This is a genomic window from Alsobacter sp. (assembly GCF_059501845.1).
Map to the genome: position 1 here is coordinate 693,318 of NZ_JCACDK010000001.1, position 26,021 is coordinate 719,338.

General features: G+C 65.8%; 26 protein-coding genes, 1 tRNA gene and 1 pseudogene. 14 read left to right on the forward strand and 14 right to left on the reverse strand.

Going from position 1 to position 26,021, the window contains the following annotated elements; genetic code table 11:
- The first annotated feature begins 92 nt into the window (after window positions 1-92).
- On the forward strand, window positions 93-1,673 hold the full coding sequence (locus AC5JCN_RS03210; RefSeq protein ID WP_495753556.1) for a 2-isopropylmalate synthase: 1,581 nt from the start codon (window positions 93-95) through the stop codon (window positions 1,671-1,673).
- A 118-nt stretch (window positions 1,674-1,791) separates the two neighbouring features.
- Window positions 1,792-1,867 (forward strand) — tRNA-Lys (locus AC5JCN_RS03215).
- Window positions 1,868-2,342: 475 nt separating this feature from the next.
- Here the strand turns inward: AC5JCN_RS03215 and AC5JCN_RS03220 are convergent.
- The 4 genes from AC5JCN_RS03220 to AC5JCN_RS03235 all read right to left on the reverse strand — a co-directional run bounded on the left by AC5JCN_RS03220 (window position 2,343) and on the right by AC5JCN_RS03235 (window position 3,940).
- Window positions 2,343-2,690: a barstar family protein gene (locus AC5JCN_RS03220; RefSeq protein ID WP_495753557.1), complete on the reverse strand. Its 348-nt coding sequence runs from the start codon at window positions 2,688-2,690 to the stop codon at window positions 2,343-2,345.
- 161 nt (window positions 2,691-2,851) lie between these two features.
- Window positions 2,852-3,319, reverse strand: a complete 468-nt coding sequence (locus AC5JCN_RS03225; protein ID WP_495753558.1) for a hypothetical protein — start codon at window positions 3,317-3,319, stop codon at window positions 2,852-2,854.
- A gap of 153 nt (window positions 3,320-3,472) precedes the next feature.
- A complete protein-coding gene (locus AC5JCN_RS03230) occupies window positions 3,473-3,667 on the reverse strand; it encodes a hypothetical protein (protein ID WP_495753559.1) in 195 nt (64 codons plus the stop codon).
- Between the two features lie 51 nt (window positions 3,668-3,718).
- The gene (locus AC5JCN_RS03235) at window positions 3,719-3,940 is read right to left on the reverse strand and encodes a hypothetical protein (RefSeq protein ID WP_495753560.1); all 222 of its coding nucleotides are present in this window, start codon (window positions 3,938-3,940) and stop codon (window positions 3,719-3,721) included.
- A 198-nt stretch (window positions 3,941-4,138) separates the two neighbouring features.
- Between AC5JCN_RS03235 and AC5JCN_RS03240 the strand changes: the two genes are divergently transcribed.
- Complete coding sequence (locus AC5JCN_RS03240; protein ID WP_495753561.1) at window positions 4,139-4,945, forward strand: metallophosphoesterase; 807 nt, start codon at window positions 4,139-4,141, stop codon at window positions 4,943-4,945.
- A gap of 32 nt (window positions 4,946-4,977) precedes the next feature.
- Entirely contained in the window at window positions 4,978-5,595 is a 618-nt protein-coding gene (locus tag AC5JCN_RS03245) for a hypothetical protein (RefSeq protein ID WP_495753562.1), read from the forward strand.
- Window positions 5,596-5,911: 316 nt separating this feature from the next.
- On the opposite strand, the gene AC5JCN_RS03250 is transcribed toward AC5JCN_RS03245, so the two are convergent.
- The gene (locus AC5JCN_RS03250) at window positions 5,912-6,079 is read right to left on the reverse strand and encodes a hypothetical protein (protein ID WP_495753563.1); all 168 of its coding nucleotides are present in this window, start codon (window positions 6,077-6,079) and stop codon (window positions 5,912-5,914) included.
- 251 nt (window positions 6,080-6,330) lie between these two features.
- Here AC5JCN_RS03250 and AC5JCN_RS03255 point away from each other — a divergent pair, with 251 nt between their 5' ends.
- On the forward strand, window positions 6,331-7,335 hold the full coding sequence (locus tag AC5JCN_RS03255) for an OmpA family protein (RefSeq protein WP_495753564.1): 1,005 nt from the start codon (window positions 6,331-6,333) through the stop codon (window positions 7,333-7,335).
- Between the two features lie 238 nt (window positions 7,336-7,573).
- Here the strand turns inward: AC5JCN_RS03255 and AC5JCN_RS03260 are convergent, their stop codons facing one another.
- Window positions 7,574-8,263 carry an RraA family protein gene (locus tag AC5JCN_RS03260; RefSeq protein WP_495753565.1) on the reverse strand — a complete coding sequence of 230 codons (690 nt, stop codon included), beginning with the start codon at window positions 8,261-8,263 and terminating at the stop codon, window positions 7,574-7,576.
- Window positions 8,264-8,720: 457 nt separating this feature from the next.
- Between AC5JCN_RS03260 and AC5JCN_RS03265 the strand changes: the two genes are divergently transcribed.
- Window positions 8,721-10,151, forward strand: coding sequence for a DUF1254 domain-containing protein (locus AC5JCN_RS03265; protein WP_495753566.1), 1,431 nt, complete (start codon window positions 8,721-8,723; stop codon window positions 10,149-10,151).
- Window positions 10,152-10,180: 29 nt separating this feature from the next.
- Here AC5JCN_RS03265 and AC5JCN_RS03270 read toward each other — a convergent pair whose 3' ends face one another.
- From AC5JCN_RS03270 to AC5JCN_RS03300, 7 genes and pseudogenes are all read right to left on the reverse strand, one after another.
- Entirely contained in the window at window positions 10,181-10,369 is a 189-nt protein-coding gene (locus AC5JCN_RS03270; protein ID WP_495753567.1) for a hypothetical protein, read from the reverse strand.
- 296 nt (window positions 10,370-10,665) lie between these two features.
- Window positions 10,666-11,610, reverse strand: coding sequence for a phosphatidate cytidylyltransferase (locus AC5JCN_RS03275; RefSeq protein WP_495753568.1), 945 nt, complete (start codon window positions 11,608-11,610; stop codon window positions 10,666-10,668).
- Complete coding sequence (locus tag AC5JCN_RS03280) at window positions 11,607-12,266, reverse strand: lysophospholipid acyltransferase family protein (RefSeq protein WP_495753569.1); 660 nt, start codon at window positions 12,264-12,266, stop codon at window positions 11,607-11,609. The genes AC5JCN_RS03275 and AC5JCN_RS03280 overlap by 4 nt, the downstream gene beginning before the upstream one ends.
- Before the next feature lie 4 nt (window positions 12,267-12,270).
- Complete coding sequence (locus AC5JCN_RS03285) at window positions 12,271-12,729, reverse strand: hypothetical protein (protein WP_495753570.1); 459 nt, start codon at window positions 12,727-12,729, stop codon at window positions 12,271-12,273.
- The gene (locus AC5JCN_RS03290; RefSeq protein WP_495753571.1) at window positions 12,726-14,057 is read right to left on the reverse strand and encodes a phosphatase PAP2/dual specificity phosphatase family protein; all 1,332 of its coding nucleotides are present in this window, start codon (window positions 14,055-14,057) and stop codon (window positions 12,726-12,728) included. The genes AC5JCN_RS03285 and AC5JCN_RS03290 overlap by 4 nt, the downstream gene beginning before the upstream one ends.
- On the reverse strand, window positions 14,054-15,847 hold the full coding sequence (locus AC5JCN_RS03295) for a bifunctional alpha/beta hydrolase/class I SAM-dependent methyltransferase (RefSeq protein WP_495753738.1): 1,794 nt from the start codon (window positions 15,845-15,847) through the stop codon (window positions 14,054-14,056). The genes AC5JCN_RS03290 and AC5JCN_RS03295 overlap by 4 nt, the downstream gene beginning before the upstream one ends.
- 48 nt (window positions 15,848-15,895) lie before the next feature.
- Window positions 15,896-16,501: pseudogene (locus AC5JCN_RS03300) on the reverse strand (CDP-alcohol phosphatidyltransferase family protein); the annotation flags it as partial.
- Window positions 16,502-16,759: 258 nt separating this feature from the next.
- Here AC5JCN_RS03300 and AC5JCN_RS03305 point away from each other — a divergent pair.
- The 8 genes from AC5JCN_RS03305 to AC5JCN_RS03340 all read left to right on the forward strand — a co-directional run bounded on the left by AC5JCN_RS03305 (window position 16,760) and on the right by AC5JCN_RS03340 (window position 25,522).
- A complete protein-coding gene (locus tag AC5JCN_RS03305) occupies window positions 16,760-17,818 on the forward strand; it encodes an ABC transporter substrate-binding protein (protein ID WP_495753572.1) in 1,059 nt (352 codons plus the stop codon).
- A 12-nt stretch (window positions 17,819-17,830) separates the two neighbouring features.
- Window positions 17,831-18,724 (forward strand): ABC transporter permease, encoded by an 894-nt coding sequence (locus AC5JCN_RS03310; protein WP_495753573.1) that lies wholly within the window; start codon window positions 17,831-17,833, stop codon window positions 18,722-18,724.
- Window positions 18,721-19,521, forward strand: coding sequence for an ABC transporter permease (locus AC5JCN_RS03315; protein ID WP_495753574.1), 801 nt, complete (start codon window positions 18,721-18,723; stop codon window positions 19,519-19,521). Before AC5JCN_RS03310 ends, AC5JCN_RS03315 begins: the two co-directional genes overlap by 4 nt.
- Window positions 19,508-20,584, forward strand: a complete 1,077-nt coding sequence (locus tag AC5JCN_RS03320; protein WP_495753575.1) for an ABC transporter ATP-binding protein — start codon at window positions 19,508-19,510, stop codon at window positions 20,582-20,584. Before AC5JCN_RS03315 ends, AC5JCN_RS03320 begins: the two co-directional genes overlap by 14 nt.
- Window positions 20,581-21,318, forward strand: coding sequence for an MBL fold metallo-hydrolase (locus AC5JCN_RS03325; protein WP_495753576.1), 738 nt, complete (start codon window positions 20,581-20,583; stop codon window positions 21,316-21,318). Before AC5JCN_RS03320 ends, AC5JCN_RS03325 begins: the two co-directional genes overlap by 4 nt.
- 570 nt (window positions 21,319-21,888) lie before the next feature.
- On the forward strand, window positions 21,889-23,526 hold the full coding sequence (locus tag AC5JCN_RS03330) for a cryptochrome/photolyase family protein (RefSeq protein WP_495753577.1): 1,638 nt from the start codon (window positions 21,889-21,891) through the stop codon (window positions 23,524-23,526).
- A gap of 69 nt (window positions 23,527-23,595) precedes the next feature.
- Window positions 23,596-25,074: a protein adenylyltransferase SelO gene (locus tag AC5JCN_RS03335; RefSeq protein ID WP_495753578.1), complete on the forward strand. Its 1,479-nt coding sequence runs from the start codon at window positions 23,596-23,598 to the stop codon at window positions 25,072-25,074.
- Between the two features lie 106 nt (window positions 25,075-25,180).
- Window positions 25,181-25,522 (forward strand): ArsR/SmtB family transcription factor, encoded by a 342-nt coding sequence (locus tag AC5JCN_RS03340; protein WP_495753579.1) that lies wholly within the window; start codon window positions 25,181-25,183, stop codon window positions 25,520-25,522.
- 91 nt (window positions 25,523-25,613) lie between these two features.
- On the opposite strand, the gene AC5JCN_RS03345 is transcribed toward AC5JCN_RS03340, so the two are convergent.
- Window positions 25,614-26,006 (reverse strand): hypothetical protein, encoded by a 393-nt coding sequence (locus tag AC5JCN_RS03345; RefSeq protein ID WP_495753739.1) that lies wholly within the window; start codon window positions 26,004-26,006, stop codon window positions 25,614-25,616.
- Window positions 26,007-26,021 lie beyond the last annotated feature (15 nt).

Here is a 26,021-nt window from a genome sequence, read left to right on the forward strand (position 1 = left end):
TCAGGGGACCGGACGAGCCGCACCAGACCGAACCCATAGGCGCCTCGAACGTCATTCTCGTACCCGGCGCCGCTCCGACAGGAGACAAAGCCATGTCCGCGACCACCGCGAACCCCGTTATCCACAGCCCGGCATCGGACGACCGCGTCGTCATCTTCGACACCACGTTGCGCGACGGCGAACAATCGCCCGGCGCATCCATGACCTTCGAGGAAAAGCTGCAGGTTGCGGCGTTGCTCGAGGAGATGGGGGTCGACATCATCGAGGCCGGCTTCCCCATCGCCAGCCAGGGCGACTTCGAGAGCGTGCGCGAGATTGCCCGGCGCAGCGAAAGGGCCGTCATCGCCGGTCTCGCGCGTGCGATCACCGCCGACATCGCGCGCGCAGGGGAGGCGGTGAAGCCGGCGCGCAGGCCCCGCATCCACACCTTCGTCTCCACCTCGCCCATCCATCTCGCCCACCAGATGAAGAAGAGCCTGGAGGAGGTTCTGGAAATCATCTCCGTCACCGTCCGGCAGGCCCGCAATCTCGTCGAGGACGTCGAGTGGTCGGCGATGGACGCCACGCGCACGCCGATCGAGGACCTGGTGCGCTGCGTCGATGCCGCGATCCGCGCCGGTGCAACGACGATCAACCTGCCTGACACGGTCGGATACGCCGTGCCGGCCGAGTACGAGGCCATGTTCCGGACCATCCGGGAGCGGGTGAAGGACAGCGACAAGGCCGTCTTCTCCGTCCACTGCCACGACGACCTCGGCCTCGCCGTCGCGAACTCACTGGCCGGCATCGCCGGCGGTGCGCGGCAGGTGGAGTGCACCATCAACGGGCTCGGCGAGCGGGCGGGCAATGCCGCGTTGGAGGAGATCGTGATGGCCATCCGCACGCGTCGCGACGCGATCCCGGTGGTCACGGGGGTAGACGCCAGCTATCTGACGCGCGCGTCGCGCCTGGTCTCGGCCGTCACGTCCTTCCCGGTGCAGTACAACAAGGCCATCGTCGGCCGGAACGCCTTCGCGCATGAGAGCGGCATCCACCAGGACGGCATGCTGAAAAACGCGCAGACCTACGAGATCATGACGCCGGAGTCGGTTGGCGTGTCGAAGACCTCGCTCGTCATGGGCAAGCACTCCGGCCGCCACGCCTTCCGCGAGAAGCTGAAGGAGCTGGGGTACGCTCTCGGCGAAAACGCCTTCGAGGATGCGTTCCGCCGCTTCAAGGACCTCGCCGACCGCAAGAAGCACGTCTACGACGAGGACATCGAGGCCCTCGTGGACGAGGAGATCGGCAGCGCCGAGGACCGCATCACTCTGGTCGCGCTCACCGTGATCGCAGGCACGCAGGGTCCGCAGCTCGCCACGCTGACGCTGGACGTGGACGGCCACCACGAGACGGTGCAGTCCACCGGCAACGGACCGGTCGACGCCACCTTCAACGCCATCCGCCGCATCGTCCCGCACGAAGCCAGGCTCGACCTCTTCCAGGTCCAGGCTGTGACCGAGGGAACCGACGCCCAGGCCGAGGTCTCGGTCCGCCTCTCGGAGGAGGGCCGCACGGTGACCGCCAAGGCCGCCGATCCCGACACGCTGGCCGCGGCCGCGCGCGCCTATCTCGGAGCGCTCAACCGCCTGTCGGTCAAGTCGGCCCGTGCAAGGCCGGAGTCGCTGGCGGGCTGAAGCTGAAGCGGCGCGCGAAAAGCGCGCCGCTGACCTGCACGCAGGGTCTGGACATCCCCGGCGGCCTTTGCTACTCACCGCCTCGCCGCGGAGCCGAAGGGCTCCACGGACCTTTGATGGGCGCATAGCTCAGTTGGTAGAGCAGCTGACTCTTAATCAGCGGGTCCTAGGTTCGAGCCCTAGTGCGCCCACCATCAAAGCCATTGAGAACGTTGATATATTTCGCTTCTGGGGGCGCGAATGCTTTCGGGCGCAGCATCCAGGTAGCAAATAGGTAGCGGGACGTGCTCTGCGCATGTCAGGGCCAGCTGTCGTTCGCGGCACGCCGCTTTGAGCCCTTCATCCAATCGCATCGAGTCCGCTCGGGCCTTTGGTGCAGCACGACAGACCCTGAACATCCCGACGCCGTTTGCGCTCGCAACATTCGGTGTCGTCACCGTACCAGTTGCATTGGGTCCCCATCCCCCCGGCATCTTCCAAAAGCCGCCCGAATAGTCCGCCACAAACGGAAACTCATGTCGGCTCCCACACAGGCGAAGTGGTCACGAGCGATAGAACTCGCTTCCTCATACCTACTGCTTGAGCTCAGACCGAGAGGGGAAGAAAGTTGCACACCTCCTCGGATGCGAACACACGGCCTTAGCGCCGCTGGCAATGGGCTCTTTCTAGTTACGGAAAACATCCAGAAATAAGCAGAGACAGTACCGGTGACTTCCCAACCTCCGTCCGCTGATAATTCACAAAGGCCGTACAATCGATCAACGATTCAAATTGCTGAGGGCAACGACGAGCGAAATCGGCTGCATTGTCGATCTTTAGCGTCAAGAGATCGCCAGGGCTCACCGCCTGTTTGAGCATTCCATCCTGAGGTGCATCGGCGTAGGCCATGCAGTCGATCCATGCATCCATGTTGCGGCCGTAGAACGAAGGAAAACCTAGGGCCTCGGTGAAGATATCATGGAAGGACTCCCAATCCGTGATGCGATCGGCGGGAATATCTACAAGTGTGGTTTTCATGCTCGTGGACCAAACCGTGGAGTTCGCGATGAGACAGTGGATGCGGCTCAGCCGGTAGGAGGAATTTGTCCTCAATTGCTTAAATAATGCAGGTTCTGATACCTATGGAAAACTTATATCTCGGATCTGATCTCATAGAACGCATGAGCTCTGTTTGATCGTCAGATCTGCCAGAAAGTCAGCGTATAATCCAACGGATCCTTGTTCGGCTTATCGTCAAAGGCGACTTCAAAGCGACGGCCGGGAAAATTAAACCCGAGTTTGACATCGTGTATTTCTTTCAAAATGCGCCCAAGATAACGCATTTGTTCTTCTGTGGCCTGCATTCCGTTTGTATGTAAACTGTCGAGGTGTACGTGATTCATTACTTTTTCAATCGACGATCTATCTCCACTCCCCTCAAAACTACGAAGCGACTTTAAATCAAACCCGCTCCGGAGTACATAATCTTCAAAGACAACAAATTCCGGCCAGAACATCAAACTGTAGCCGATGGCCAGCTCGTAACTTCCTCTGTAACTAACCCAGACGTCTGCAGGGACACCTCGTCCCTCGTTCCATTGCTGGATCTCCGGGATGAGTGCTGAGAAGTCAGTTTGGATTGCCATTGGGTGATGATGCACGCGCAAGAGCGCAGCCGCAACTAAGTTGCCCCTCTACAAACATTCAGGTCTACAGCCTTTGATGCCGACCTTGCTATTAAAGGCGCGCCGGAAGAGGTAGAATAGAGACGTCGCCACTTCGACCGGGAGCGGCAGAAAGCTGCACATCGCCATGTCAACTTACGCGAAACTGACACCGCCGAGGAATTCGTTACCATCCAGAACAGCCTCTTCAGTCTTTCCCTTAAGCATCGCTTCGAATGCATGCGTGAAGCGTGAGACCGCCTCGTAATTTGTCAGGTAGCGCGCAGTCACCATTTGCTGCTTCTCAGCATTTGCATCACGCAGCACTTCGTCTGCAAGTTCGACGCACACCAGAAGACGGCCTCTGCCATCATAGCGGGTAATGATCAGTCGAAGATTGCATTAAGGGATTGCACTTGTTTGTATGCCTTCGATCATCGGCGGGCGTTCGGCATTCAACGGATAACTGCGCAGAGCCTTGATGAAATCTTTCTCCAGATTCGTTCTGCTGAAATAGGCTGAACCCACGCCAGAGAAGAAGTGAGAACGCACCTGCGCAATTAAGGTCACCAGATCGTCGTCCTCAAATCCGACGCGCAATCTCAGTTCCGGCCGTTCCATCATGACTTGGCCTCAAGATCGGGTCCCGCCCACGTGTGTCGGAGTATGCCAAGCTTTCTGTCGTAAAGGCGCCTGTCCAGGGTCTGGAGATAAGCTCGGGGTTCAGCGATGCCGCCTGAATGTGGCTGCAGTAGATAGTTCGTGGCCAGATCCGATTTTGCTGTCTGTTGCCCGTAGGTCGATCCGGCTGGAAGATACGCCATGACCCGCTTATGGGTGCTCTCCGACGTGCATTGCGACTTCCCAGCTGAACCTTGGATCGTCCCCCAGGGCGTCGAGGCGGACGCGATTGTCATCGCCGGCGACTACCGAAACGGACTCCGCAACGCGATCCGGGCTGTGGCCAGCGACTATGCCAGCTATTTGCGGGACGGTGTCCCGTTGATCTACGTGCCGGGAAACCACTGTTACTGGAACTGCGGACTGCAGCACGAATTGGAAGCGGCCCAGCCGCTTGCGCTTGATCTGGGCGTCGCGCTGCTCGCATCTGGCGAAACGACCGAAGTTGACGGGGTACGGATCGTCGGGGCGACCCTCTGGACAGACATGCTGATCGCGGGCAACGGTTACTCTGATCTCCTGGTCGTTCAGGACACCATGCTTGACTTCCGGAAGATCCGGGACGGCAACTTCCGCAAGATCCGTGCGAGCCAGATTGTCGCTGAGCATGCCAAGCACCGGGCGGCGATCGAATCCGTTCTTCGGGTTCCACATGCCGGCAAGACCGTCGTGGTGACCCATCATGCGCCGTCCGCCCTCGGACTTCGGTATGGCAAGGTCACCGAAGCCCTCGATGCGGCCTTTGCATCGGACCTGGACGCCATGATCGAGGTCTTTCGCCCCGAACTGTGGATCCACGGGCACGTCCACTGCACGCGGCGGTATGCGGTGTCAGGCACCTCCATCGTGGTGAACGCACGTGGCTATGTGGAAAGCAGCAGGCGCCCCGGGACGGCGCTTGTCCGTGAGAACCCGGATTTCGACCAGCGGCTTGTCGTCGAAGTTTGACCGGTTGCAGAAACGCATCGCGAGGATGGCAGATGCTTGACAGATATTCCCGGCGAGTTGCGGATATCCTGTTTGCAGAGCGCCCTGATTGGCGCAGCTACGCAACGTTCAAACGCGATTCGGATCAAAAATTGCGCTTCCTGCAGATCGAGTTTCCGACCCCTCCAAAGGCCGATCTATTGGACCCGCTGTACATTTCTACATGGAATTCTGAAATCACCGTGGGGATGGACATAATGCACAGCCATATCATGGGCGAAGAAACTGCAGAGTTCCTGGTTGCATCAGGGCTCGATCCCGAGGCGCTCGCATTGCTGGACAGTGACGAGGATTTCGAACGCGGCTGCGCGTACGTCATCGCCTTCGTCGAGGAATTCATCTCTGAGGACACCATCGTCGCATCCGCTTGGAAGGGCAAAAGCTGGAAAAGCTCATGGTATGTGACGCGCGATGACATGATGTCTGGCGCCGCGCAACGCGAGGCGATCGTTCGCGCGGAGAGCAGCCCAATTTGGCCAGACAGTCCAAATCGGACTCCGCCAGTGGATAAAGCGCTAGACCGGTACAGGATCAGAAGCTGGAAAGGCACGTTCGATCTCGATCTGGACGCTTTCGGAAATCGCGTGCAGCTCCCAAGCCCGTCGGACTAATGATCGCCGCCTTCATCGGATTTTCCCGAACGTGACGAACACGCGGACGACCGCTTGGCTCGCTAAACGACCGGCCAGGGGCACTCCTGGTTGAACCAACTGCGGTGCCTTGCGCTCGTGTCGGGAGGCTGCAGACCGCCCTAGTTATCTGTAAAATTAATTGAATTAAGAATCTGTTGGCAAGGTAGAGCAGCAGACTCTTCATCAGCGGGTCCTAGGTTCGAGCCCTAGTGCGCCCACCATCAAAGTCCTGATATCGCTGACGGAACGAACCGGGCGACGGTGCGACGCCCGGCTTGGTGCGTTCGTGCTCAGTTCAGCAATAGCCGCCCTGTCCACCGCTCCGGCAGCCCGACGCGCGCTGGCCGCAGCGGGATCCGTCGGATGCAGTGTCGTAGGAATTGGTGCAGGCGAAGGCCCGGGTCGGGGCGACGGACGTGCACGCCATGAGAAGAGCAGCGAAGAGCGCCGAGATGATGCGCATTGTGTTCTCCTGACGGAAAAGCGAGGTCTTGCCTCCAGGTCAGGCTAATCGGGCGCCCATTACGCGATCGTCCTTGCGTTCGAGATCAACGCGTTAAGTCGGCGTAATCCGGTTCACCTCGCGCCTCCCGGGATCCGCCGGCATGAGCGATCGACAGGCCACCAATCGGTTTTGAGGGCTCTCGCTGTCGCATGGGCGAGGGCTGCCCTAGCCTGCGGGCCGTTTCTCGCGGGGGAAGGCGGATGAGCAGGATGAACGTGTTGCGCCGCGCTGGCGCCCTGGCCCAATACGCGGCGGCCATCGCATGTCTTTTGGGTCCGGCGCTCGCTTTCGCCGCCGACGCGCCGGGCTGCAAGGATGCCGCGGGTCTCAAGCGCTTCGAAGGCTCGGCCATCGTGCTCTGCGAGGCGCGTAACTTCGCCGAGTACACGCTCGCCAAGGGCAAGGCCGCGTCTTACGATTTCGACGCCAAGAAGGCTGCCTTCGACGCCTCGGAAGACCTCGAGGGACGGTTGGTTCAGAACGTCTATGCCGTGCCGCGGGGACCGTCGTCGGCGGAGGTTTTCCGCAACTACCTGGCCGAGCTCCAGGCCAAGGGGTTCACCGTCCTCTTCCAGGGCAAGAAGGACGAGCTCGGCCCCGCGATGGGGTCTTTCTTCGAGAACATGGGGCCGGGGACACAGATCTTCGGCTACAGCCCCGACGAGGCCCGTTACGTCGCCGCCGTGAAGGAGGACGGTGCGGCGAAGACCTACGCAGCCATCTATGTCGTCGAGTTCATCAATGGCTATGAGCCGCGCTTCGCGCCGGAGAAGGGCCAGGTGATGGTGCGCTTCGACACGCTCCAGGTGGGCGAACTGAAGAACCAGATGGTTGTCGTCTCCGCGTCCGAAATCGACAAGGCCATCATCGGGACGGGCCGTGTGGCGCTGTACGGGATCCTGTTCGACTTCAACCAGTCGACCATCAAGGCCGAGTCCCGCCCGGCGCTGGACGAGATCGCCAAGTACCTGAAGGCCAACCCCGAGCGCAAAGTCTACGTGGTCGGGCATACCGACAGTGTCGGCGGCTTCGACTCAAACATGCAGCTCTCGAAGGCGCGTGCTGCTGCCGTCGCGGCAGATCTCGCCAAGACCTACGGCATCCAGGCCGCCCGTCTTCAGGCGAGCGGCGTCGGGCTGCAGTCCCCGGTGGCGAGCAACGATACCGAGGACGGGCGTGCGAAGAACCGGCGGGTGGAACTCGTGCCACGCTGAGCGGCGGTTCCCGGCGCTGCGGCCTGGCACTGGACGCCCGCGCGCGGCCGTCCCGCACCGGAACACCCTTCATGAAAAGGCCCCGCAACGGGGCACGTTGCGGGGCCAAGGCGTGTCAAGTTGAACAGGCAGATGACCTGTAAGCTCAATGGGAGCAACCTCTGGGCCAAGGGGAGGCCCGGTCGACACCATGGCCCGGCGTGCCGACGATCCACCGGGAGTTGTGCGGCTGCCGCTGTCAGAACTTCCCGTACCGGAGATACGCCTCCTTCGGCGCGACGCCCTCAAGGATGGCCTTGCGCACCTTGTTCTCCGCCTGGATCACGTCCTCGACCTTGCCGACGACCTCGGCGGCCACCTCCTGCGGGATGACGACGATGCCGTCGATATCGCCGAGGATGTAGTCGCCGGTGGCGATGCGGACCTGGCCGATGGTGACCGGCTCGCCATAGGCCTCCGGCATCCAGGAGGCGACGATGTCGCGCGGGGTGTGGAACCGAGCGAAGACGGGAAAGCCGATCTTGCGGATAAAGGCGAGGTCGCGCGTGCCGCCGTCGACGATGTAGCCGCGCACGCCCCGGAATTGCAGCGTTTCGGCCGACAATTCGCCCATCAGAGCCCGCACGTCGTCCTGCGGCTGGCAGGCCACGACGTGACCCGCGGGCGCCAAACTGAGGAACTCGGTCCAGGCGATCAGGCTTTCATGGGCGGAGATCGTGTCGTCGGGCCGGCCGCGCACGGTGAAGACGCGGCCGAAGACGCGGGTGTCGGGATCGATCGCGCGGATCGTGCGCGGCAGGACGCATCCGGCCCGGCCCATGTCGCGCATGACGTCGTAGATCGCGCCCGAGTAGCAGTGGCCGAGACGCTCGGTCAGGTCCGCCGCTGCCGGGTCGAGACCGCCGCCTGTGTCCGTTGCGCCCTCCATTGCGTCCTCCCTTTTCCCCGCTCGTCTTTGCAAGCTGCGGTCCGCTTCGCACTCAAGTCGGGCAGCCATCAAACTGTCAAGGGGAGGCTCGCTCATTTGTTGGACCAGATCCTTCCTGAAGGTACAGATGCGCCAATACGGCTCCACCAAATGCGCCGACTGAGCTTGAAAATCCACTCTGCCGCGGATCTTGTCCTACAAATAAAAGAGGTTGGCTGCGCCCGATCCGTTTGCTTCATCTCACCTGACCAGCGATGTCTTGGTGGCAAACCAAGCATTCCGGAGCCTCACTCGACACGACCCGGCTGATTGCGATCAAACTCGTCCCGATCCTCGTGCCTGCTGATCCGCTTCCCTGCGGGCGAGTCCCCAATCGTCCTTCGACTGTCCCAAACTGCCAAGACTCGGCTGCGGTGGTTGGGCAAGTGTGCGGCTCCGATCCAAGAGGACCGCAGCCATGACGATGACCCGCCGCGAAGCACTCGGCGCCTTCACCGCTCTCACCGCCGCCGGATTTGCTCCGGCTGCGCACGCTCTGGACGGACCGCTAGCCGACCTCGTGGAGGGGACGGAAGAATTCGCCATCGCGTCCGACGCGTACATCTACGGCTATCCGTTGGTCACCATGGAGATGACGCGCCGCATCGTCACCAACGTCGCCGAGCAGGTCGGGACGCGTGGGCCGATGGGGACGATCATCAAGCTGCGCGAATACCCCAACGCTGCGTTCCGGGACGTCACCGCTCCGAACGCGGACACGCTGTACACGACGTCGTTCTTCGACGTCGGCGACGAGCCCTGGGTGCTGGATACACCCGACATGGGCGATCGCTACTTCCTGCTGCCGTTCCTGAGCGGCTGGACCGACGTGTTCCAGGTTCCCGGCACGCGCACCACGGGAGGCAAGGCGCGAACCTTCCTGATCACGGGGCCGGGATGGTCCGGCACGGTGCCGGACGGCATGATGCAGCTGAAATCCCCGACCGCGCTGGTGTGGCTGCTCGGGCGCATCTACTGCACCGGCACCCCCGAGGATTACGCGGCGGTCCACGCACTGCAGGACAAGTTCAAGCTGCAGCCGCTTAGCTCCTGGGGCAAGCCCTGGACCGCGCCCGCCGGCAAGGTGGATTCGTCCATCGACATGAAGACGCCGGTCCGCGACCAGGTGAACGCGCTCTCGGCGGTGGACTACTTCACCCTGCTGGCCGAACTCCTGAAGCGGAATCCGCCGGCTTCGGCGGACGCGCCGGCCCTGAAGCGCTTCGAGCGTATCGGCCTGGTGGCCGGCAAGAGCTTTGATCCGCAGTTCGTCGACAAGGGCTGGGAACGGCGCCTGCCGGAGTTCTCGTACCACCGCATCATGGCGCAATTCCTGTCGCGCAATGGCGACATGACGCGGCAGAACGGCTGGGCCTTCACGACCAAGGCCGGCGTCTACGGCACCAACTACATCCAGCGCGCTCTGGTGACCGCCATCGGCCTCGGCGCCAACCGTCCGCAGGACGCGATCTATCCCACGTCGCTGAAGCCATCGCTGGTCGAAAACTACGATGGGTCGAAGAAGTACGAGCTGCGCTTTGCCAAGGGTGAAATGCCGCCGGTGCGGGGGTTCTGGTCGCTGACCATGTACGACGAGAATCTTTTCTTCGTCGAGAACCCGATCAACCGCTATTCGATGAGCCTGCGGACCAACCCGAAATACGAGAAGGACGGTTCGCTGGTCATCTCCATTCAGAACGACAGCCCGGGCGCCGACAAGGAGGCCAACTGGCTTCCCGCCCCAAAGGGCAAGTTCCACCTGATGCTGCGGCTCTACTGGCCGGACGAGAGCCACCCCTCGATCATCGACGGCTCGTGGACCATCCCGCAGGTCAAGAAGGTCGGCTGAGCATCTGCACCCGACGGGTCCGTCCGCGCTCAGCGCGGGCGGCGCTCCACCTCGGTGGGATAGAGCGACACGGCCGACTTGCCGACAGAGGCCTCGGCCAAGGCAATCAAAATGCGGGACAGGTCGGCCGGCACTGTTCCGGATCCTGCCGCGGCCTGCCCAACGGCGCCGCGACGGGCCGCAATGAGTTTCCAGGTCGACTCGATGATGCGTGGCATCGTTGGTCCTCCCCGATGGGCTTCTGCCCCGATCCATGGACAGAACGCTCCTGCGTTCCGGGTCCTCCCGCCGGGTTGGGATCGTTCCCGACCAGCGTCCATGCGAGAGATGATTTGACCCGCCGCGTTAACGAGTCCTTTTACCTTTCGCCGAAAGCCGGGGTCATCGGGCTCGCGCCTTCCATCTCGGGTTGCGCGCTCGCGAGATGATCAACAATAGGTTGCAGCAATCTTCGCCGCGCCGGAAATGAAGGCTTAACCCGATTGCAGACTCGCTCCGGGAGGCTGGAACCTTTTCAGGCAGCCCACCAGTAGCGGACGAGATGGAAGAAGACGGGGGCGGCGAAGACCACCGAGTCGATCCTGTCCATCATGCCGCCATGCCCCTCGATCAGGCGGCCCCAATCCTTGACGCCGCGGTCGCGCTTGATGGCGGACATCACCAGCCCGCCGAAGAAGCCCATCAGCGTGATGACGAGCGCCATGGCCCCCGCCTGCGCGGGCGTGAACGGCGTCATCCACCACAGCCCCGCCCCGAGCAAGGTGGCGGACGCCACGCCTCCGACGAGGCCTTCCCACGTTTTCGAAGGCGACACGGTGGGCGCCACCTTGTGCCGCCCGAAGAGCTTCCCCCAGACGTATTGCAACACGTCGCTGGACTGCACGACCACGACGAGGAAGCAGATCAGCAGCAAATTGTGGCCCTCGTAGCCGGGTATGGCGAGGGTCAGCAGCGCCGGCACGTGCGAGACGCAGAACACGGCGACCATCAGGCCCCATTGCACCTCCGCGATGCGGGTGAGGAACCCGGACACCTCGCCGCGCAGCACCGCGACGATCGGCAGCATCAGGAAGACGTAGACCGGGATGAACACCGCGAAGAGCCCGTACCACTCCCACCAGACGAGCGCGTACTGGATGGGCAGCACGACGTAGAAGGCGGCCGCCAGGGCATAGTGGTCGCCACGCCGCGTGTGGACCAGCGTCATGGCTTCGCGCATGGCCGTGAAGGACACGGCGGCGAAGAGCAGGATCACGCCGGCCCGGCCGAACTGGAACGCGATGGCGATGAGGGCGACCATCGCCCACCAGGCCCGGATGCGGGCATTCAGGTTCTGAACCGTGGGGTTTGGCCCGTCGCGTTCGAGGCGACGGTGCAGGACATAGCCGGCCACCGAGGCGACGAGCAGCACCCCCGCGATGCCGCCGAAGAGGATCAGGCTGTGCTGCCAGGCGGTCATGCCGCCGTCTCCGAGCTCGCAGCGGGCTGAGACGGCCGCAGAGCCAGCACGGCGGCCTGGGCGCGATCCATGAATGCCGTCCTGTCCTCGCCCTGCTGCAAGGTGAAGGGCTGTCCGAAGGTCACCGTGCAGAGGAGGGGGACCGGTATCATCTCGCCCTTCGGCATGACGCGGCTGAGATTATCGATCCACACCGGTACGATCTCAGTGCCGGGCCTGGCGCGAGCGAGGTGGAACAGGCCGGTGCGAAAGGGCAGGAGCGGCTCCGGCCCCGTATTGCGCGTGCCTTCGGGAAACAGGATCAGCGACGAGGTCTCCAGTGCGCCCATCATCGTGGCGATGGGGTTGGCGGCGCGTGAGACCGGCGTCCGGTCGATCAGGAGAGCGTTGAACACGCGCTGTCCAAAGAAGCGCCGCAGCCGCCCCTTGCTCCAGTAGTCGAGTGCCGCGACCGGGCGCGTCGTGCGCCGCAGGTCGCGCGGCAGGACAGTCCAGACCAGCACGAAATCGCCGTGGCTGACATGGTTGGCGATGTAGATGCGCCGGGCCGGCGATGGCGTGCAGCCCGTCCAGTTGGCGCGGACGCCCGTCACGATCCGCGCGAAAGCGACGATGCCGAGCGCTGCAGCCGTTGCCGGAATGTCGCTCACCGCCATTGTTTCAATTCGCAAGTCCGGCGGCGAGGGCCAGCAACACGACCTGGACACCCAATGCCGCGCCCTGCAGCGCCATCAGCCGGCTTGCTCCGGCGATGCGGGCAACGAGGGGGCGGCCAGCCTTGCCCTCCGGCATCAGGCGGAGGCGCGCCATGGCCCGGTCGAAGGCCGCGAGGTCGGCCGCCTCTCCCGTCAGGCCGCTGAAGAGGGCCGCGTCGAACCCGACGCGAATGGCGAGGTAGAGCTGAGCCAGGCCTGCGCCGACGGCGCCGATGCAGAGCGAGACGGCCACAGGCGCTTCGTGCCGCGCGGTGAGCAGGGCGGCGAGAAGCGCGACACCGGTGAGAATACGCGACAGCGAGTCGATGCGGCCGCCCTGCCGCAGCAGGGCCGCGGCGATGCCGGCGGCGCGGCGCTCCTCTGTGGCGGCAGGCCCGGGCTGGATGCGCGGGACGGGGTTCATGACCGGCTTCCTGCCTCCGCTATCCTGTCGAGTGTCTCGCGGCTGGCGACGACGGCCGGCCTCGCCCGGCGAACAACGTCGAGCGCGTCCCCGGCGGTTGCGGCTCGCCCCGTCCGAAGCAGCCACGTGGCCACCGCCGCGGCGCTGCGCCCGTAGCCCAGGGCGCAGCATGCAAGGACAGGCCCAACCCGCCGCAGCCGCTCGATCTCGTCCGCGGCCTGGCGGAGCTCCGCGGCTTCGGGCACGACGAGGTCGAGCATCGGCACGCCTGATACGATCGCGCCTCCGCCACGGCATGGGATCTCGGGGCAGAGGTCGACGATGCCGGCAAAGCCGTGTGCCCCGGCCCGCCGCACCGGGACGCGGCCGATCCACACGCCGTCGGCAACAGCGTCGGGAGCGGGGGACTTCCGCGTCCAGAGCCGGGAGTTCACGAGAGCGGCGAGCGTGTAGGGAGCGAAGAGCCAGCGGGCGGCGAAGGAGGGCGTTCCCCCAGCTGACTGGAAGCCGGCCGGCCCGGCGAGTGCATAGGAAACCGCGACCATCAGGCAGGACACCGCAGGCCACAGCAGCCAGAGCGCCCAACCCCCCAGGGCGAAGGCGCCAGATGCGAGCAGGCTGGCCAGACCCGCGTAGAGGAGGGCGAGTTCGCGCCGCTTCGAACTTGGCGTCAGCCGGAGCCGGGACAGGGGTGACGGCGAACTGTCCGGCCACATCCAGAGGCACAGGAGACCAGCGAGCAGCCCCGTCGGGATGTCGACGAAATGATGCTGGAACGTCGTCAGCACAGACACGCCGATCAGCGCAAACCAGCTGATCAGGAAAGGCCGGAGCCAGCCGGGGACGTGCCTGGCGTAGAGCGCTGCCAGGATGACGCAGAGTGCGATGTGCAGGGAAGGCGCCTGGTTGAACGGCTTGTCGAAGCTCAGCAGCGCGTCGAAGAGGCTGGCCGGGAGACCGGGCTCGATGGTCGGCCGCTCGAAGCTGAACCGCAGCGGAAACAGCAGGAAGCATACGACGCAGATCGCCTGGATGGTGAGCAGGCGTCTACCGTGTGTATCGAGCTCCCGGCGGTCGACGCAGACGAACACGGAGGCCGCGTAGAACAGGTTGATGCTCCAGTACGGGATGATCGTCCACGCAAGGAACGGTACCGACCGCTCCCAATCGAAGACGATGGTGGGGACGTCGGCGCGCATGCCGGCCAGCCAGTTCGCCGTGCCGTAGGTGAGGTAGAACAGCGGCCCGAGCACCGCGAGCCAGGCGCAGGCGCGCAGCCAAGGGCGCCCAGCACGCGTCGTCTCGAGTGGCGCAGCAGCGATGCTCATCCCTCGCGCCTTGCCAGAGACACGGTGAAGATGCCCTCGCGGCCGACGCGGTGCTCGACCTTGCGGAACCCGGCGGCGGCGACCAGCTGATCCATCTCGGCCACTGTCCGGCGGCGCATCACCCAGGCCGAGCCGCCGCGGTGGCTCGTCAGGGCCCGCGCGATGAAGGCGAGCTGGGGGTGCCAAGGCTGGCCGGTGTAGACCAGCCAGCCGCCCGGCGGCACCGCCTTCGCGAGCCCGGCCAGCGAGCGGCGCACCATGGCGTTGGACGGGAAGAGTTCGAAGAGGCCGGAGACGACGGCCAAGGTCGGACGGGGGTCGAGAGCTGCCAGCCCATCCTCGTCGAAGGCGTCGCCTTCCTCGAAGCGGGCGACGCTGCCCAGGCCGCGCGCGGCGATGAGATCCCTCCCGGCCGCCACGTTGAGAGGCGAGTAGTCCCTGAGCAGGATCGTCTCTGCATCGACGCCGGACGATGCGAGTGCGTCCAGCACGTAGCGCCCGTGCCCGGCGGCAACGTCGACCACGCGCACCGGCAGTTCCGCGTCGCGCAGGCGCCGCATGGCCTCGGCCAGGAGCTCCTCGACATGGGCTTTCCGCTCGCGGATGCCGCTCCAGCCGGGGGAGTCGAGATAGGCGCGGTCCACGAGCCGGCCGGGCACGCCGAACCCCGTCGCGCGGTTGCGATAGACGTAGTCGAGCGTGGAGCCTGAATCGAATCCGGTCCGGTGACCGAGCGCGATGCCGTCGGAGAAAACGCCTGCAAAGCGCAGGCCGGCCCGGGTCGCAGCCCAGTAGAGGCCTTCCGGCGACCATGCGGGGAGGGGGGAGGCCAGCACCTCGGCCTGGTCCCTCGTATAGCCCATGCGGTCGGCGTCCAGGAAGGACGGCCGCGCCGGTTCCTCGTCGAAGCGTTCGCTGACGAAGCGCCGCGCGTGGCCGATCGCGATGGCGCGATCCTTCTCGCCCAGCGTGTCATGGAAGAAGCCGGGCAGGACGTGGCGCTCCTTCGTGGCCGAGCCCAGCCGCTCGAAGAAGCGGTGCTGGGGACGGTGCCGCACGACCCAGTCGTCGCCGGATATCAGAAGCTGCGTCGGGACGGTAATCGCCCTCGCATCAGCGACGATGCGATCGGAGGTCGCATAGAGGCCAAGGAGGACGTCCACGGAGATGGCGCGGGTGACCAGCGGATCGGCCTTGAAGCTCTCGATGCGCGCGGGGTCGTGCGTCAGGAGCTTCGGCTTCACGTAGGAGTTCACGGTGAAATTGCCGCGCAGCTTGCGCAGCAGACCCAGGCCAGGGCGCGCGAACGGCACGTAGAGCTTGACGCTGAAGGCGGGCGAGCCGAGCACGAGAGCGCGCAAGGGCGGCGCGTAGTCGTGCACCCAGGCCGTCGCCAGCACGGCGCCGACGCTCTGGGCCACGACCGCCATGTCGTGGCGGGCGATGGCGTAGGTCTCGCTCACGTGCCGGGCGAAATCCTCCACGTCGCGCACCGAGCGGGCGAAGCTCGGCGAATGGCCGCGTTCGCCGGGCGAGAGACCGTGTCCTCGCGCGTCCCAGGCGAAGATGTCGAAGCCGGGCAGGCCGAGTTCGTCGGCCAGATGCGCCACGCGGCCGGAGTGCTCATGGCCACGGTGGAAGACGAGGATGGCGCCCTTGCGGTCCTGCGTCGCTGGCCAGCGGCGGTAGAACAGGTCGACGCCGTCGGACGTGCGGAACGTGTTTTCCTCATAGGGCCGGTCGGTCAGCGAAGGCGCGGCATTTTCTCTCGCCTGCCCCGGTCGCGGCACGTCGTGCGCTTCGAGGACCTGCGGGAACGAAGCCGGAAAGCCATCGGCCTTCGCCTCTGCCAGCCCGGCCCGGACACGATTTATCGTGGTGAGGGCCAAAAGGGCTGCCAGGGCGGGCATGATCCAGACAGCGGCCGGCGGAAGCGCGCCGGCGAACCCGATCCAGGCGCCGAGCACGCCGAAGACGGCGGCGCGGTCGCTCTTGCCCATGGGACCCCGGTATTGGCGGGGAGCGCCCACCATCGGGCCGAGGGCCCCGGCAAACTCGGAGATGACGGCGAGAACGACGACCGCCGCTACCGAGCCGGGAGAGAAGGGCGCGACGAGGGCGAAGGGTGCATAAAGCGCGACGTCGGACACCACGTCGGACAGTTCGTTGAGGTAGGCGCCTAGCCGGCTCTTCTGGCCGTGCTCGCGGGCCAGCATGCCGTCGGCGGCATTCAGCGCCATGCGCAGGAGCAGCCACGCCGGCAGCAGGAGGAAGACTGTGAGGCGCCCGTCCAGGGCACCGCGGGAAACGACCCACCCGACGAGCACGGATCCGATTGCCGCGGAGACCGTGACCTGGTTAGCCGTCACGCCTGTCCTGGCGAGTGCAGCAACCGCAGGGCGCAAGAGAGCCTGAAACTGCGGCTTCACCGCGTAGATCGACATGCCCTGCCCCCCGCAGAGATTTCCTGCTTCACGCTCTTTGCGACTCCACTCAACCCGGGGCTGTGCCGAAACGCACGCGGCCGCCTTGAATTGCTGGACGCTACGTGCCCGTTGGCCGACGGTGCGGATGGGCCGGGGTGGGGCCAGCGGAAGTGGCAGGGGCAGTGCGGCAATCCGTTGCGTTGCGCGAACCGTACGCTGGCACACATCGCGCATGGCGCGGTGGGCACGTTCTACAGGCGTTGAGGAGGGAACAGGATGGCAAGAGGGGCGGGGCGGGTACTTGGACTTTGCACGGCTTTGGCCGTGTCCATGCTGATGGCAGGAGCATCGAAGGCGCAGGAAATCAACGCGCTGGTCTGGTGCGACCACACCGACGAAGGGTTCCTCAAGGCCTTCACAGACAAGACCGGCATCAAGGTCAACGTGAAGGACTATGAAGGCACGGGCACCGCGCTCGCGCTGCTCGAGCAGTCGAAGCCGGCCGACTGGGACGTGTTCGTCGTCGATTCCACCGACGTGCGCCGCGTGGTCGAGCGCAAGCTCCTTGCGGAGCTCGATCCCAAGGACTTCCCGCTCGCCAACATCCCGCCCGCGGTGCTACTGCCCGACTACCACCAGGTCGGCGGCAAGATGTATGCGGTGCCCGAGAAGTTCGGCTACAACGCCATCGCCTTCGACAAGTCGAAGATCCCGGCCGAGAAAGCCCGCGACGTCAGCGTGCTGTGGGATCCCGCAATGAAGGGCAAGATCGCCATCTACGACTACTACCTGCCCGTGATCGGACAGGTGGCCGTGGCGCTCGGCAAGACCCCTCAGTCGCTCACCGAGGCTGATCTCCCCGCCATCAAGGAGAAGCTGGCAGCCATGCGCGCGAACGCGGTGCTCGTCGGTGACGTCGTCACGTCGCAGACGGCCCTGGCCACGGGGCAGGTCGCAATCCTGGCGGGCGGAGGCGAGTACACGGTGTCTGGTCTCTCGGCCGAGAAGCCGAACCTCGACTGGGTTCTGCCGGACGTCGGCGGTATCCGCTGGCAGCAGGCCATCGGCGTCTTCGCCGGATCGGCCAAGAAGAAGGAAGCGACGCAGTTCGTGCAGTACGTGCTGTCGCCAGAGGGCCAGGCCAAGCTCGCCACCTCGTCCTGCTATTGGGGCATGCCCGCCAATTCCAAGGCAACGCTGACGCAAGAGCAGAAGACGGTGCTGCGCTGGGACGAGCAGCCGAAGTTCATCGCCAAGTCCTTCCCCTATCCCTCGCCGAGCGAGTCCCTCGACAAGGCGATGCTGACGATGTGGGAGGAGGTCCTGCAGAAGTAAGCGCCAGCCACCATGGCTGGCTCGGGAACAATCGCGGCCGCCTCCGCCGAGGACAGCGGCCGCCGCGCCGACGCGCGCCGCGGGCTGATGCTCGCGGCGCCCGCCGTGCTGTGGACGCTGGCCTTCTTCCTCGTCCCGACCGCCGTCATCGCGGTGTGGAGCCTCTTCCGGAAGGAGGGCGCGGTACTCATCACCACGCCGGGGCTCGACAACTACCGCAGGTTCATCGAGCAGGACAGTTTCGTCCAAGGGTTGTGGAACTCCCTGGAAGTCACTCTGCTTGCGACACTTCTCTCCGTCCTGCTCGCCTTTCCGCTGGCCTACATGATCGCGACCCGCGTGCCGGCGCAGTGGCAGCGGCTCTGCCTGACGCTGGCGGTTCTGCCGTTCTGGACGTCCTACGTCGTGCGGTCCTACGCCTGGCTTCTGGTGCTGGCGCCGAACGGTGTGGTGAACCAGACGCTACTGGCGCTGGGACTCGCTTCGGAGCCGGTGCAGCTGTCCTTCAACCAGGGTGCGACGGTCCTGGGCTTCGTGCACTTCTTCACGATGCTCTGCACCCTCACCATTTTCGCGAGCCTCGTGCGCATCGACCCGAAGCTGCGACTGGCGGCCGCCGACCTCGGGGCTGGGCCGGTGCAGACCTTCCTGCGCGTGACGCTGCCCCTGGCCCTGCCCGGCGTCGCGACAGGGGCCTTCCTCACCTTCGTCGTCGCCATCGGTGACTTCGTCACGCCGCAGATCCTGGGCGGCAACACCCAGCTGCTCCTGTCGCAGCTGATCCTGCAGCAGATCAACCGGCGCGCCGATATCCCGATGGCTTCGGCGCTGTCGATGATCCTGCTCGTCCTCGTCGCTCTCGCCTATGTCGCCGCGGCGCGCTGGCTCACCGCGAGGCGGGCATGAACGGCCGCGCAGGACGGGCCGCAGGAGCGGCGCTCGTCATCGTCCCGATCTTCGTCTTCATCTACCTGCCCATCGCGGTGCTGGTGATGTTTTCATTCCAGGCCGGCAAGGTGCCCGTGCCGCCCTTCACCGGCCCGTCGCTGGAGTGGTACGGCAAGGTGCTGGGCAATGACCGGGTTCTCGCGGCGACCGGCAGCTCGGTGCTCGTCGGGCTCCTCTCCTCGGCCTTCGCGACCGTGCTCGCCACGCTGGCGGCGTGGGGCCTCGCGCGACATGCCGTGCCCGGACGCCGGCTGATCGAGGGGCTGATCTACCTGCCTCTCGCGGTCTCCTACCTCGTCGTCGGCGTCGGCCTGCTGGTGGCCTTCTCGGCCCTGGGGATCGGCAAGTCGCTCTGGGCGGTCGGCATCGGCCATGTCGTCTTGAACCTGCCGCTCGCCTTCGCGGTCGTCTACAGCCAGTTCGATCGGGATCAGGCGAGGCTCGAGCAGGCTGCGCGGGATCTCGGCGCATCCGAGCCGCAGGTTCTGGCGCGCGTCACCCTTCCGCTGCTCTGGCCGGCCATTCTGGCCGCCTTTCTCCTCAGCTTCACCTTCTCCTGGGACGAGTTCATCGTGGCCTTCCTCCTGTCGGCGTTCCAGCCGACGCTCCCCGTCGTCATCTGGTCCATGCTGCGCACCGGCCTCGACCCGCAGACCAACGCGGCCGGCACGCTGGTCTTCCTCGTGTCCGTCGTCGGCGCGCTCGTTTTCGAGCTGCTGGTGCTCAGGCGGAGGGCACGTGATGCGCGCGGCTGAACTGGCTTTGCAGGACGTCAGCAAGTCGTTCGACGGCGTCGTCGCGGTCGAGCGCTTCTCCATGGCCGTGCCGCCGGGGAGCTACGTGGTCCTGCTCGGCCCGTCGGGCTCGGGCAAGAGCACGGTGCTCTCGATGCTCGGCGGCTTCGTCCTGCCGAGCTCCGGGCGGATCCTGATCGGCGGCGAGGATGTCTCGACCGTTCCCCCCGCCAAACGCCCGACGGCGACCGTGTTCCAGGACTACGCGCTGTTTCCCCATCTCACCGTCGCCGGCAATATCGGCTTCGGCCTGTCGGTGCGTGGCCTCCCGAAAGCACAGATCGCTGCCAAGGTCGGCGAAGCGCTCGACATGGTGGGGCTGGCCGGTTTCGGGAATCGGACGATCTCGGCCACCTCCGGCGGCCAGCGGCAGCGCATCGCGCTGGCCCGGGCGCTCGTCACCGATCCCGCGGTGCTGCTGCTGGACGAGCCTCTCGGTGCGCTCGACCTGGCCTTGCGGCGGCAGATGCAGGACGAGCTCAGGCGCATCCAGAGGGCGCAGTCGCGCAGCTTCGTCCACGTCACGCACGACCAGGAGGAGGCGATGGCCATCGCCGACCTCCTCGTCATCATGCGGGCCGGCAGGATCGAGGACGCCGGTCCGCCGGAGCGGGTCTACTCCCGCCCGCGCACCCGCTTCGCAGCAACGTTCATGGGCGAAAGTACCATCCTGGAGGGCCGCGTTGCGGCGGCCGCGGATGGCATCGTGACGGTGGACACGACGGCCGGCCGCTTCGCCGCCGAGGGCGACACCCCAGCCGGCACCGCGGTCGCGCTGGCGCTGCGGCCCGAACAGGTGCATTGCGGCGTCCCGGGTCCCGGCGACCAGCCGCTCGGGACGGCGCGGATCGAGGAACGCGTCTTCCAGGGCAGCTTCGTGCGCCTTCGCGCGTTGCTTCCGTCGGGAGCACGGATCCTGGCGAAGGTCGGACCGGCCGAGGCTGCGATGCTGGGCGACACGGCATCGCTGCATGTGAGACAGGGCGGCTTCGTGCTGCTTCGGGACGAGAGCGAATTGCGATGACGAAGCCGGTCATTCCCCCTGCGGATTGGTACGAGACGCTGCCCTTCGCCGACGGCATCACGCTCATCCACGAGCCCTGGATGCCGTTCTTCTTCCGCTGCAACATGTGGCATGTCCGCGGCCGGGACCGTGACCTCCTCGTCGACACCGGGCTCGGCGCCTTCTCGCTGCGCCAGAACGTGCCGCTTGTGAACGGCAGGCCCATCGTCTGCCTCAGCAGCCACACGCATTTCGACCATATCGGCTCGACGCACGAGTTCGAGGAGCGGCTGGTTCACCCGGCGGAGGCGCACATCCTCGCCGACCCCCGCAACGAGTGGACGCTGGCCGCGAAGTACGCGCGACCCGGAGGCGACGAGGCCATGTTCGACGGCGTGCCCGAGGGCTGGGTGGCCGCGGAATACGCGATCAAGCCTGCCCCTGCCACCGGGCTGGTGAACGAGGGCGACCGGATCGACTTGGGCGACCGCGCCTTCACCGTGCTGCACACGCCCGGCCACTCGCCGGGCCATGTCTCTCTCTTCGAGGAGAAGACCGGCACCCTGATCGCCGCCGACGTCATCTATGACGGCCCGCTGGTGACGAATTGCTACCACTCAAACATAAACGACTACCGCGCCACCATGCGGCGCCTGCGCGAGCTGCAACCCTCCATCGTGCATGGCGGCCACTGTCCCAGCTTCGGACCGGTGCGTTTCCGGCAGCTTATCGATGCGTTCCTCGCGGAGGGGTAGGGCCTCCGGAGCGCGGGTCTCCAGACCCGCACCTTCAAACCTGCCAAAAGGCGCGTCTGAAGACGCGCGGTCCAAAGGCGCGTCTGAGACACTGCTTTGGAGCGCGGGTCTTCAGACCCGCACCTTCGAGCCTGCTAACAGGCGCGTCGGAGACGCGCGGTCCAAAGGCGCGTCTGAGACACTGCTTTGGAGCGCGGGTCTTCAGACCCGCACCTTAAGGCCTGCTAACAGGCGCGTCTGAAGACGCGCGGTCCAAAGGCGCGTCTGAGACACTGCTCTGGAGCGCGGGTCTCCAGACCCGCACCTTTGAGCCTGCCGAAAGGCGCGTCGGAGACGCGCGGTCCAAAGGCGCGTCTGAGACACTGCTTTGGAGCGCGGGTCTTCAGACCCGCACCTTCGAACCTGCCGAAAGGCGCGTCGGAGACGCGCGGTCTAAAGGCGCGTCTGAGACACTACTTTGGAGCGCGGGTCTTCAGACCCGCACCTTTGAACCTGCCAACAGGCGCGTCGGAGACGCGCGGTCCAAAAAGGCGCGTCACGCCGCCTCTTCCCCGATTGCGCCGTCGCCCCATGTGGGTTGCAGACGCTTCAGGAGCACTCGTGACGACTCTCCGCCTCATCCTCGGCGACCAGCTGACCCGCGATCTGTCCTCGCTGGCCGATCTCGATCCTGCCACCGACGTTGTGGTGATGGTCGAGGTGGCGGACGAGACGACCTATGTGCGCCACCACAAGCAGAAGATCGCGCTGATCCTCTCGGCCATGCGCCACTTCGCACAGGCGCTGCTGGAGGAGGGGATCACTGTCGATTATGTCCGCCTGGACGACGCCGGGAACACCGGGTCCTTCAGCGGCGAACTGCAGCGGGCCGTGGAGCGGCACCGGCCGCGGCGGATTGTCGTGACGGAGCCCGGCGAGTGGCGGGTCTGGGAGGCGATGCGGGGCTGGTCCAAGGCATTCGACCTGCCCGTCGAGATCCGGGAGGACGATCGCTTCTTCTGCTCGCGCGGACGCTTCGCGCGCTGGGCTGGCGGCCGCAAGGCCTACCGCATGGAGTTCTTCTACCGCGACATGCGGCGCGAGTCCGGCCTGCTCATGGACGGCGAGGAGCCGGTCGGTGGCCGCTGGAACTTCGACGCGGAGAACCGCAAGAGCCTCCCGCCCGGCGTTGTCCCGCCGCCCCGTGCCGCCTTCGAGCCGGATGAGATCACGCGCGGGGTGCTGGACCTCGTCGCCGGGCGCTTTGCCGAGCATTTCGGCGACCTGGAGCCTTTCGGCTGGGCCGTGACCCGCACCGGGGCACTGGAGGCGCTGGACCACTTCATGACGGCCTGCCTGCCGTCCTTCGGCGACTACCAGGACGCGATGAAGAGCGGGAACGTGTTCCTCTACCATTCCGTGCTGTCGCCCTACCTGAACTGCGGGTTGCTGACGGCCCGGGAGGTCTGCTTCGCGGCCGAGCGGGAGTGGGAGGCAGGACGGGCGCCGCTCAACGCGGTGGAAGGCTTCGTGCGCCAGATCCTCGGCTGGCGGGAATATGTCCGCGGCATCTACTGGCTGCGCATGCCCGACTATGCCGGCACGAACGCGCTGTCGGCGAAGCGGCCGCTGCCCTGGTTCTACTGGTCGGGCGAGACGGCCATGAACTGCCTCGCCAATGTCATCGGCGACACCAAGCGCCATGCCTACGCCAATCACATCCAGCGCCTGATGGTGACGGGCAACTTCGCGCTGCTCGCCGGGATCAACCCGGCCGAGGTCGAGGAGTGGTACCTCGTCGTCTATGCCGACGCCTATGAGTGGGTGGAGCTGCCGAACGTCCACGGCATGGTCATGTTCGCGGATGGGGGCCTGCTGGCCTCCAAGCCCTACGCCGCCTCGGGCGCCTACATCGACCGCATGTCGGACTATTGCAGCGGCTGCGCCTATGATCCCGCTGTAAAGACAGGGCCCGGCGCCTGCCCGTTCAACATCCTGTACTGGAACTTCCTGGTCGAGAACCGGGCGGCCCTGGCGAAGAACCCACGCATGGCCATGCCCTACCGCACGCTCGACCGCATGGCTCCCGAACGCCGCAAGGCCATCGTAAAGGAGGCCGCTGCCTTCCTTGCAAGCATGGGAGGCGACACCGGTCCGCAGGGGGGAGGCCGGGCGCAGCTGGCCCTCGATCTCGACGCTCCGCCCGTTCGCAGCGCCACGCGGCCTTGATAGGCGGGCCGGAAGGCCCGATCTTCGGAGGACGGCGTGCGTTGAGCGTGCGGCGAGGAGCTTCAGCCGATGACTGTGCACGTCCCCTTCGACAATTCCTACGCCCGTATGCCGGACGTATTCTACGCCCGCGTCGAGCCGACGCCGGTGCAGTCGCCCCGGCTGATCGCGCTCAACCGCGCGCTGGCGGCGCAACTCGGTGTGGACGCCGACGCGCTGGCCTCGCCCGAGGGGGTCGAGATCCTCGCCGGCAAACGCATCCCCGAGGGTGCCGAGCCGCTGGCGATGGCCTATGCGGGCCACCAGTTCGGCAACTTCGTGCCGCAGCTCGGCGATGGGCGGGCCATCCTGCTGGGCGAGGTGGTGGACAGGAATGGCGTACGCCGCGACATCCAGCTGAAGGGCTCGGGGCCGACGCCGTTCTCCCGCCGGGGTGACGGCCGGGCGGCGCTCGGTCCCGTGCTGCGCGAATACCTCGTCAGCGAGGCCATAGCCGCTCTCGGCGTGCCCACCACCCGGGCCCTCGCGGCGGTGACGACCGGCGAGCACGTCTTCCGCGAGACCATCCTGCCGGGGGCCGTTCTGACGCGCGTCGCATCGAGCCATATCCGGGTCGGGACCTTTCAGTACTTCGCCGTGCGGGGCGATGTGGATGCGCTGCGGGATCTGGCCGCACACGTCATCGCCCGTCACTACCCGGAGGCGGCGCGGGCAGAGAACCCGTATCGCGCGCTGCTCGAAGGCGTTCTGCGCCGGCAGGCGGCACTCGTCGCGCGCTGGCTGCTGCTCGGGTTCATCCACGGCGTCATGAACACCGACAACATGTCGGTGGCCGGCGAGACCATCGACTATGGCCCCTGCGCCTTCCTGGACGCCTATGACCCCGCGACGGTCTTCAGCTCCATCGACGAGTTCGGCCGCTATGCCTACGCCAACCAGCCGACGATCGCGCAGTGGAACTTGGCACGCCTCGCCGAGTGCCTGATTCCGCTTCTCTCCGAGGACAAGGACGAGGCGCTGGAGCAAGCCCGCGCCGTGCTGGCCACATTCCCGGACCATTTCAACGCCGCGCACGTGGCCGGCTTGCGGGCCAAGCTGGGCCTCGCGACGGAGGACGACGGCGACCTCGCCCTGATGCAGGATTTGCTCGACCGCATGGCCGCGAACCGCACCGACTTCACGCTGACCTTCCGGCGCCTCGCCGACGCCGCGGCGGGCAGCGAGGCGGACGGGCCCGTCCGCGACCTTTTCGTCGATCCCACACAGTACGACGACTGGGCCGCCCAGTGGCGCGAGAGGCTGGCCCGGCAGCCCGGCACAGCCGAGGATCGGCGCAGCGCGATGCGGCGTGTCAGCCCCGCCTACATCCCCCGCAACCATCTCGTGGAGCGCATGATCGAGGCCGCCGTCGAGCGGCAGGACTACGCCCCCTTCGAGGAGTTCATGGCCGTCCTCTCGCGTCCCTTCGAGGACCAGCCCGGCCGCGAGGCCTATGCCGAGCCTCCGCCGGAGGGGCAGGGCGTATACCGGACGTTCTGCGGGACGTAGGGGGCGTTCCAGCCAGCTTGGTTTGCGTTGATTTCCTGCAGCCGGGGCCCATACTCAACCAATCGGTTTCCGGTCCGAGGGTAGGCATGCAGCTGGCGTTCGGGGAATGAGCGAGGATCGCCTCAGCCTGATCCTGGCCGCTCTGGCCGATCCCACCCGCCGTGCGATCCTGGCGCGGCTGGCCCGGGGCGAGACATGCGTCACCGAGTTGGCCGAACCGTTCGAGATGAGCCTTCCGGCCGTGTCCAAGCACCTGAAGGTGCTGGAGAGGGCAGGGCTGATCGCCCGCGGACGCGATTCGCGCTGGCGGCCCTGCAGGCTGGAATGCGGGCCGCTGCGGGAGGTCGCTCTCTGGCTCGAGCACTACAGGGTGTTCTGGGACGAGGGCATCCGGCGCTTGGAGGCCGAGGTCACGACCGCAGGGTGCAACGACAAGGACGCATGCTAGCCAGGCCAGCCCCGCTGCAGGCGTTGCAAAGGAAGAGCCGGCACGCGGTTGCCCGCGGCCGGCTCCGGTCAGTGTCTGTACGGCGGTGAGATCAGGCGCCCTTGAGTCGCTTGTTGCACTCGCTGTAGTAGCCGCCGCCCTTCATGATCCACTTCAGACCGCCATTGCCGTCCTTGGCCTTGTTGGCGTTGTACTGGTCGAGGCAGGTCTCCATCCGGGCCTTGCCCGGCGATTCCTTGGCGTATTTCGGTGAGACCGCCTTCGGGAAGACGGCTTTCGTCGCGGCGCCGGCCGGAGCCTCGTCATTCGCCTCGGCGTCGTCGGTGCACTCGGCCTTGCGGAAGTCATTCCACTTCATGCCGTCGAGCGTGCCCGCCTTCTGCGCCTCCTGGTACTTGGCGCTGCATTCCTTCATCGTCAGCGCGCTCGCCGGCGCGATGCCGCCGAACGTGGCGGCCAAGAGCAGGGCCGTTCCGGCCCCCATGATCGCAACGGTCTT

Bases quoted from the DNA above. Each gene is read 5' to 3' on its own strand.
- AC5JCN_RS03275 (WP_495753568.1), bottom strand. From the start codon at position 11,610: ATGACCGCCTGGCAGCACAGCCTGATCCTCTTCGGCGGCATCGCGGGG.
- AC5JCN_RS03305 (WP_495753572.1), top strand. From the start codon at position 16,760: ATGGCAAGAGGGGCGGGGCGGGTACTTGGACTTTGCACGGCTTTGGCC.
- AC5JCN_RS03220 (WP_495753557.1), bottom strand. From the start codon at position 2,690: ATGAAAACCACACTTGTAGATATTCCCGCCGATCGCATCACGGATTGG.
- AC5JCN_RS03325 (WP_495753576.1), top strand. From the start codon at position 20,581: ATGACGAAGCCGGTCATTCCCCCTGCGGATTGGTACGAGACGCTGCCC.
- AC5JCN_RS03245 (WP_495753562.1), top strand. From the start codon at position 4,978: ATGCTTGACAGATATTCCCGGCGAGTTGCGGATATCCTGTTTGCAGAG.
- AC5JCN_RS03310 (WP_495753573.1), top strand. From the start codon at position 17,831: ATGGCTGGCTCGGGAACAATCGCGGCCGCCTCCGCCGAGGACAGCGGC.
- AC5JCN_RS03260 (WP_495753565.1), bottom strand. From the start codon at position 8,263: ATGGAGGGCGCAACGGACACAGGCGGCGGTCTCGACCCGGCAGCGGCG.
- AC5JCN_RS03340 (WP_495753579.1), top strand. From the start codon at position 25,181: ATGAGCGAGGATCGCCTCAGCCTGATCCTGGCCGCTCTGGCCGATCCC.
- AC5JCN_RS03320 (WP_495753575.1), top strand. From the start codon at position 19,508: ATGCGCGCGGCTGAACTGGCTTTGCAGGACGTCAGCAAGTCGTTCGAC.
- AC5JCN_RS03285 (WP_495753570.1), bottom strand. From the start codon at position 12,729: ATGAACCCCGTCCCGCGCATCCAGCCCGGGCCTGCCGCCACAGAGGAG.
- AC5JCN_RS03335 (WP_495753578.1), top strand. From the start codon at position 23,596: ATGACTGTGCACGTCCCCTTCGACAATTCCTACGCCCGTATGCCGGAC.
- AC5JCN_RS03265 (WP_495753566.1), top strand. From the start codon at position 8,721: ATGACGATGACCCGCCGCGAAGCACTCGGCGCCTTCACCGCTCTCACC.
- AC5JCN_RS03280 (WP_495753569.1), bottom strand. From the start codon at position 12,266: ATGGCGGTGAGCGACATTCCGGCAACGGCTGCAGCGCTCGGCATCGTC.
- AC5JCN_RS03250 (WP_495753563.1), bottom strand. From the start codon at position 6,079: ATGCGCATCATCTCGGCGCTCTTCGCTGCTCTTCTCATGGCGTGCACG.
- AC5JCN_RS03255 (WP_495753564.1), top strand. From the start codon at position 6,331: ATGAACGTGTTGCGCCGCGCTGGCGCCCTGGCCCAATACGCGGCGGCC.
- AC5JCN_RS03240 (WP_495753561.1), top strand. From the start codon at position 4,139: ATGACCCGCTTATGGGTGCTCTCCGACGTGCATTGCGACTTCCCAGCT.
- AC5JCN_RS03235 (WP_495753560.1), bottom strand. From the start codon at position 3,940: ATGATGGAACGGCCGGAACTGAGATTGCGCGTCGGATTTGAGGACGAC.
- AC5JCN_RS03315 (WP_495753574.1), top strand. From the start codon at position 18,721: ATGAACGGCCGCGCAGGACGGGCCGCAGGAGCGGCGCTCGTCATCGTC.
- AC5JCN_RS03330 (WP_495753577.1), top strand. From the start codon at position 21,889: ATGTGGGTTGCAGACGCTTCAGGAGCACTCGTGACGACTCTCCGCCTC.
- AC5JCN_RS03345 (WP_495753739.1), bottom strand. From the start codon at position 26,006: ATGGGGGCCGGAACGGCCCTGCTCTTGGCCGCCACGTTCGGCGGCATC.
- AC5JCN_RS03270 (WP_495753567.1), bottom strand. From the start codon at position 10,369: ATGCCACGCATCATCGAGTCGACCTGGAAACTCATTGCGGCCCGTCGC.
- AC5JCN_RS03210 (WP_495753556.1), top strand. From the start codon at position 93: ATGTCCGCGACCACCGCGAACCCCGTTATCCACAGCCCGGCATCGGAC.
- AC5JCN_RS03290 (WP_495753571.1), bottom strand. From the start codon at position 14,057: ATGAGCATCGCTGCTGCGCCACTCGAGACGACGCGTGCTGGGCGCCCT.